This is a genomic window from Streptomyces sp. NPDC104096 (assembly GCF_055584385.1).
Genome location: NZ_JBVJMD010000123.1, coordinates 1 through 7,109, shown reverse-complemented (window position 1 = coordinate 7,109; position 7,109 = coordinate 1). Strand labels below are relative to the sequence as shown.

1 protein-coding gene is annotated in these 7,109 nt (G+C 75.0%); it reads right to left on the bottom strand.

Annotation, left to right across the window (positions count from 1 at the left end):
• Window positions 1–7,109 (bottom strand): type I polyketide synthase (locus ACZ60B_RS42270; protein ID WP_469397241.1); only part of this gene is annotated, 7,109 nt, incomplete at both ends.

Sequence of the window (7,109 nt, the reverse complement as noted above, 5' to 3'; positions counted from 1 at the left end):
ACCGCGTCGCCGCCGGAGACCACCAGCCGCCACAGGTCCTCGGGCGAGCGCACCCCGCCCGGGTAGCGGCAGGCCATGCCGACGATCGCGATGGGGTCGTCGTCCTCGGCGGGCGCGGCGGCAGCTTCCGGTGCGGCCGCGCTGGTGAGGCCGGTGAGCTCGGTGCGCAGCTGCCGGGCGAGTGCCTGGGCGTTGGGGTGGTCGAAGACCAGCGTGGGCGACAGTGCGAGCCCGGTCTCGGCGTTGAGCTTGTTGCGCAGTTCGACGGCGGTCAGGGAGTCGAAGCCCAGGTCCTTGAAGGCCCGGTCGGCCTCGACCTCGCCGACGCCGTCGTGGCCGAGGACGGCCGCCGCGTGGGTGCGGACGAGGTCGACCAGCAGCGCGTGCTGCTCGGTCTCGGGCATTCCGGTGAGGCGGTCGGCCAGGGCTGAGGCGGCGGCCGTGCCGGGCCCACCGACGGTACTGCCCGCGGTGAGGATCCGCTCGGCCTCCGGGAGGTCGCCGAGCAGGGCGCTCGGACGGCCCATGGTGAACGGGGGCAGGAACCGCTCCCAGTCGACATCGGCCACTGTGGCGGTGGCATCGCCGGAGACCAGCGCCTGCCGGAGGGCGGCCACGGCGAGCGTGGCTGGCATCGGGATCAGGCCGCGGCGGCGCAGTCGTTCGTCCGCGCCGTCGGCCTCGGCCATGCCGCCGTCGGCCCACGGGCCCCAGGCCACGGAGATCGCCGGCAGTCCTTGGGCCCGGCGGCGTTCGGCGAGTCCGTCGAGCAGGGCGTTGGCCGCCGCGTAGGCGGCCTGGTGGCCGCTGCCCCACACCCCGGCGATGGACGAGAAGAGGACGAAGGCGTCGAGTTCCCGGCCGGCGAGAAGCGCGTCGAGGTGCAGGGCCCCGGCTGCCTTGGCGGACAGCACGTCGGCGAAGGAGCCCGGTGTCATGACCTCCAGCGGCTCCAGGTGGTCCACGCCCGCTGTGTGGACGACGGCGTTCACCGGGTGCTCGGCGAGCAGCGCGGCCAGCGCCTCACGGTCGGCGACGTCGCACGCGGCGACGGTGACACGGACACCGGTCGCCTCCAGCTCTGCGAGGAGACCGGCCGCGCCCGGCGCGTCGAGGCCGCGGCGGCTCGTGAGCACCAGGTGCTCCGCACCGGCACCGGCGAGCCAGCGGGCGACGTGCCCGCCCAGCGCACCCGTACCACCGGTGATCAGCACCGTGCCGTGCGGCGACCACCCCTGGCCGGCCCGCGTGTTCCTGCGGACGACGGTGTGGGACAGGCGGCGGCCGAACACACCGCGGGCGCGGATCGCGATCTGGTCCTCGGCCGGCCGGCCCCCTGCCGACCGCTCCTCGGCCGACCGGCCGAGCACCGCGGCGAGGCGGTCGGCGACCCGGTCGTCGACCGTGTCCGGGAGGTCGATCAGACCGCCCCAACGCGGCGCGTGCTCCAGCGCGGCGACCCGGCCGAGGCCCCAGACGGCGTTCTGGGTGGCGCTCGGCACCGTGTCCGCACGGCCGGTGGACATGGCGGACCTGGTCAGCGCCCACAGCGGGGCGTCGATGCCCGCGTCGCCCAGGGCCTGGACGAGCGCGAGGGACAGCGCGGTGCCGACGGAGAGGGCCGGGTGTCCGGTGTGGGGCCGCTCGTCGGTGCCGAGCAGGGAGATCACCCCGTCGACCGGGGTCTCCCGGACGGCGTCGCCGAGCTGCCGCAGCAGTGCGCCGCGGTCGGCAGCCGGGTCGACCGTCACCCGGAGCAACCGGGCCCCGCGGGCGGTGAGCCCGTCGGACACCGCGGCGGTCCACTCGGCGGCCTCCGTGGCCCTCGTGTCCCCTGCGTCCTTGGTGTCTTCGTTGTCCTGGGTGTCCTGGGTGTCCCCGGTGACCAGGAACAGCCAGTCTCCCGGCAGTTCGTGCGCCCGCAGGCCGCTGAGCGGTTTCCAGCCCGTACGGTAGGACCAGCCTTCCACCACGGACTCCCGGCGCCGCTGCCGGCGCCACGCGGACAGCCGGGGCAGCACCGCGTCCAGCTGCTCGGCGGGCAGGTCGAGGGTGGCGGCGAGGGATGCGGCGTCCTCGCGTTCCACCGTCTCCCAGAATCCGGCTTCCACGGCGTCGGTCCCCGCGACGGCGGCGGCCGTGGTCAGGGTCGCGGTGGTCTCCAGCCAGTACCGCTGGTGCTGGAAGGCGTAGGTGGGCAGGTCGACGCGCCGGGCGCCGCGGCCGGTGAAGAACGCCCGCCAGTCGACGGGGACACCGTGCACGTGGAGTTGCGCGAGGGCGCCGGTGATCGCCTCTGGTTCGGGGCTGCCCGACCGTGCGGACGGAACGGTGACCGCGCCGTCCAGGCAGCCCTGGGCCATGGCGCTGAGAACCGTGCCGGGGCCGGTCTCCACGAACGTGGTCACGCCCAGCTCGCCCAGGGTCCGGATGCCGTCGGCGAAGCGCACGGCCTCGCGGACGTGCCGGACCCAGTAGTCCGCCGTGTACGCGTCGATGAGTTCACCGGTGAGGTTCGAGACGACCGGTGTCCGGGGTGTCTCGAAGCGCAGACCGCCGACGATACGGGCGAAGTCCGCCAGCACGGGGTCCATCAGCGGCGAGTGGAAGGCGTGGCTCACGGTGAGCCGGGAGGTCTTGCGGCCCTCCCGGGTGAAGTGGTCCGCGACGGCGGCTACGGCGGCCTCGGCTCCGGAGACCACGACGGACCGCGGGCCGTTGACCGCCGCGATGCCGATGTCGTCGGTGAGGTGCGGCAGCACCTCGTCCTCGGTGGCCTGGACGGCGATCATCGCCCCGCCGGCGGGCAGGGCCTGCATCAGCGCGGCACGAGCCGTCACCAGTGCGGCCGCGTCCTCCAGCGACAGGGCACCGGCCACGTGCGCGGCCGCGATCTCGCCCACGGAGTGCCCGGCCAGGAAGTCCGGCCGCACGCCCCACGATTCGAGCAGGCGGTGCACGGCCACCTCGTGCGCGAACAGCGCGGGCTGGGTGAGGACGGTGCGGTTCAGCTCCTCGCCGTCCTCGTGACCGTTCTCGCCGAAGGCCACGTCCCGCAGTGGCCGGTCGAGGTGCCGGTCGAGGTGGGCGCACGCCTCGTCGTACGCCTCCGCGAAGACCGGGAACGCCTCGTACAGTTCCCGCCCCATGCCGATGCGCTGCGAGCCCTGCCCGGAGAACAGGAACCCGACCCGGCCGGCGTCGGCGCGGCCGAGGGCGACGCCGGGGGCGGGCACCCCGGCTGCCAGGGCCCGTAGGCCCTCGGCGATCCGGCCACGGTCGGCACCGACCACGGCGGCGCGGTGCTCCAGGGCGGTCCGGGTGGTGGCCAGCGAGAAGCCGACGTCGGTGAGGGACGGTTCGGCGCCGTCGGCGGTGAGGGACAGCAGGCGCTCGGCCTGGGCGCGCAGCGCGGCCTCGGACTTGCCGGACAGCACCCACGGCACGGTCGCCGAGGCGACCTCGACCGGTGCGACGGCGGCCGGTTCGGCCGCTGGGGCCTGCTCGATGATGGTGTGGGCGTTGGTGCCGCTGACGCCGAAGGACGAGACCGCGGCCCGGCGCGGGCGGTCCGACTCGGGCCAGTCGACGGCCTCGGTCAGCAGCCGGACATCACCGGCCGACCAGTCCACGTGCGGCGTCGGCTCATCGACATGCAAGGTCTGCGGCAGCACGCCGTGCCGCATCGCCATGACCATCTTGATCACACCGGCCACGCCGGACGCCGCCTGGGCGTGGCCGATGTTGGACTTCAGCGAACCGAGCCACAGCGGCCGGTCCTGCGGGCGCTCCTGGCCGTACGTGGCGAGCAGCGCCTGCGCCTCGATCGGGTCGCCCAGAGCGGTGCCCGTACCGTGCGCCTCCACCGCGTCGACGTCGGCCTCGGTGAGCCCGGCGGAGGCCAGGGCCTGCCGGATGACCCGCTGCTGCGCCGGCCCGTTCGGCGCGGTCAGCCCATTGGAAGCACCGTCCTGGTTCACGGCGCTGCCCCGTACCACCGCCAGGACCTCGTGACCGTTGCGCACGGCGTCGGAGAGGCGCTCCACGAGCACCACGCCCACACCCTCCGCCCAGCCCGTGCCGTCCGCGTCCGCGCCGAACGCCTTGCACCGGCCGTCGGGCGACAGACCGCGCTGACGGCTGAACTCCACGAACGCGGCCGGTACGGCCATGACGTTCACCCCGCCCGCGACGGCCATCGTGCTCTCGCCGTTGCGCAGCGACTGGATGGCCAGGTGCAGGGCGACCAGCGAGGACGAGCAGGCCGTGTCGACGGTGACGGCCGGGCCCTCCAGGCCGAACGAATACGCCACGCGCCCGGAGACGACGCTCGCGGCGCTGCCGGTGAGCAGGTGGCCCTCGACGCCTTCCGGGACCTGCGGCAGGCCCGCGCCATAGCCCTGGTAGGACATGCCGACGAACACGCCGGTACGGCTGCCCTTCAGAGAGGCCGGGTCGATGCCGGCCCGCTCGAAGGCCTCCCAGGAGGTCTCCAGCAGCAGTCGCTGCTGCGGGTCCATCGCGAGCGCCTCGCGCGGCGAGATCCCGAACAGCGCGGCGTCGAAGTCGCCGGCGTCGTGGAGGAAACCGCCGTCGCGCGCGTACGTCTTGCCGGGGGTGCCCGGGTCGGGGTCGTAGAGGGCCTCGACGTCCCAGCCGCGGTCCTCGGGGAAGCCGGAGATCGCGTCGTCGCCGGCCATCACGAGCTGCCACAGGTCCTCGGGCGAGCCGACGCCACCGGGAAGGCGGCAGCTCATGGCCACGATCGCGATGGGTTCGTCGCCGACGGCGGCGGTGCGCTGCTCCTGCGGCACGGCGGCCTGCGAACCGAGCAGTCCGGCGCGCAGGAACCGGGCCAGGGCCGTGGCGTCGGGGTGGTCGAAGACCAGAGTGGTGGGGAGCTTCAGGCCGGTGTCGGCCGTGAGCTTGTTGCGCAGTTCGACGGCGGTGAGCGAGTCGAAGCCGAGGTCGTTGAACGCCCGGCCGGGCTCCACCGCCGCGGCGTCGCCGTGGCCGAGCACGGTGGCCGCGTGCGTGCGGACGAGATCCACCAGGGTGCGGTCCTGCTCGCCCGCCGACAGCCCGGTCAGCCTCGCGGCGAGCGCGTTGCCGGTTTCGGCTCCGCCGGAGGCCGGTGCCTCCAGGGCGCGGCGCGCCTCGGGCACGTCGGAGAACAGGGCGCTGGGGCGGATGACGGTGAACGGGCCGATGAACCGCTCCCACTCGAAGTCCGCGACGGTGAGGGCGGTCTCGCCGTCGGCCAGCGCCTGCTGGAGCGCGGAGACCGCAAGGGTGGGCCGCATGGGCGGCAGGCCTCGGCGGCGCAGCATCTCCTCTCCGTCACCGACGCCGGCCATGCCGCCCTCGGCCCAGCCGCCCCAGGAGACGGCGAGCGCGGTGCGTCCGTGGGCCCGCCGGTGCTCGGCGAGGGCGTCCAGGTAGGCGTTGGCCGCCGCGTAGGCGCCCTGGCCGGCGCCGCCCCAGATGCCGGCGCCCGAGGAGAACATGACGAACGCGTCGAGTTCCTGACCGGCCAGCAGTTCGTCCAGGTGGGTGGCGCCCGTGGCCTTGGCCGCCACCGTGCCGGCGAACCCGGCCGGGTCGGAGTCCTCGATCATGACGTGGTCGCCGACGCCGGCGGCATGGACGACGGCATTGACGGGGTGCTCGGCCAGCAGCGCTTGCAGGGCGTCACGGTCGGCCGCGTCACAGGCCACGACGGTCGCGGCCGCGCCGAGCTCCGCCAGCTCCGCGACGAGCTCCACGGCGCCGGGCGCCGCGGGGCCTCGGCGGCTGGTGAGCACCAGGTGCTCCGCACCCGCGCCGGCGAGCCAGCGGGCGACGTGCCCGCCCAGCGCACCCGTACCACCGGTGATCAGCACCGCGCCGCGCGGCGACCACTTCTGGGCGGGTCCGGTCGCGCGGGCGGCCCGGACGAGCCGGCGCCCGAAGACGCCCGAGGCACGGACCGCCACCTGGTCCTCGGCCGTCTGGCCGAGGACGGCGGCCACGCGGGCCGCGGCACGGGCGTCCAGCTGATCGGGCAGGTCGAGCAGACCGCCCCAGCGCTGCGGGTGTTCCAGCGCCGCCGCCCGGCCGAAGCCCCACACCTGCGACTGCAGCGGGCGGTCCACGCGGTCGGATCGGCCGGTGGCCACCGCGCCGCGCGTGGCGCACCACAGCGGGACGTCGACGCCCGCGTCGCCGAGCGCCTGTACCAGGCAGAGGGTCGCGGCGAGGCCGTGCGACAGGCCGGGGTGACCGGCCGAGGCGCTCTCGTCCTCGGCGAGCAGGGACAGCACGCCGGTCAGCGGGCCGACGCCCGCCAGTTCGCGAGCCAGCGTCCCGCGGTCGGTGCCGGGAGCGACGACGAGCGTCACCAGTTCCAGGCCGCGCTCGCCGAGCGCGGTGCGCACCGAGGCGGTCCGCTCGCTCTCGCCGGCCACGACGAGCAGCCAGGTCCCGGACGCGCCGGGCTGAGGGAGCGGCCCGAGCGGCTTCCATGTGACGCGGTAGCGCCAGCCGTCGACCACGGACCGCTCGCGGCGCTGACGGCGCCACGCGGACAGCCGGGGCAGGAGCGCGCTCAGCGAGGCGTCCGCGCCGACGCCCAGGGTCGCGGCGAGGGACTCCGCGTCCTCGCGCTCCACGCTGTCCCAGAAGCCGGAGTCCGCCGCGTCGGCCGGGGTGGCCGCGGCCAGCCCCTCGTCCTCGTCCGCGTCCAGCCAGAAGCGTTCGCGCTGGAAGGCGTAGGTGGGCAGGGCGACGCGGTGAGCGCCGGGGAAGAGGGCCTGCCAGTCCACTTCGGCGCCGCTGACGTGCAGTTCGGCGAGCGCGGTGACGACAGCCTGCCGCTCGGGGCGGTCTGTTCGGAGTACGGGGACGGTGACGACGTCGTCCACGCAGCCCTGCGCCAGGCCGCTCAGGACACCGCCGGGACCGATCTCCACGAACGTGGACACACCCAGCTCGCCGAGAGTCATGATGCCGTCGGCGAAACGGACCGCTTCACGCACGTGCCGGACCCAATAGTCGGGGGTGTAAGGCTCGGCCAGGCGGCCGGTGAGGTTCGAAACGACGGGAATCCGGGGCTCGTTGAAGACCAGGCC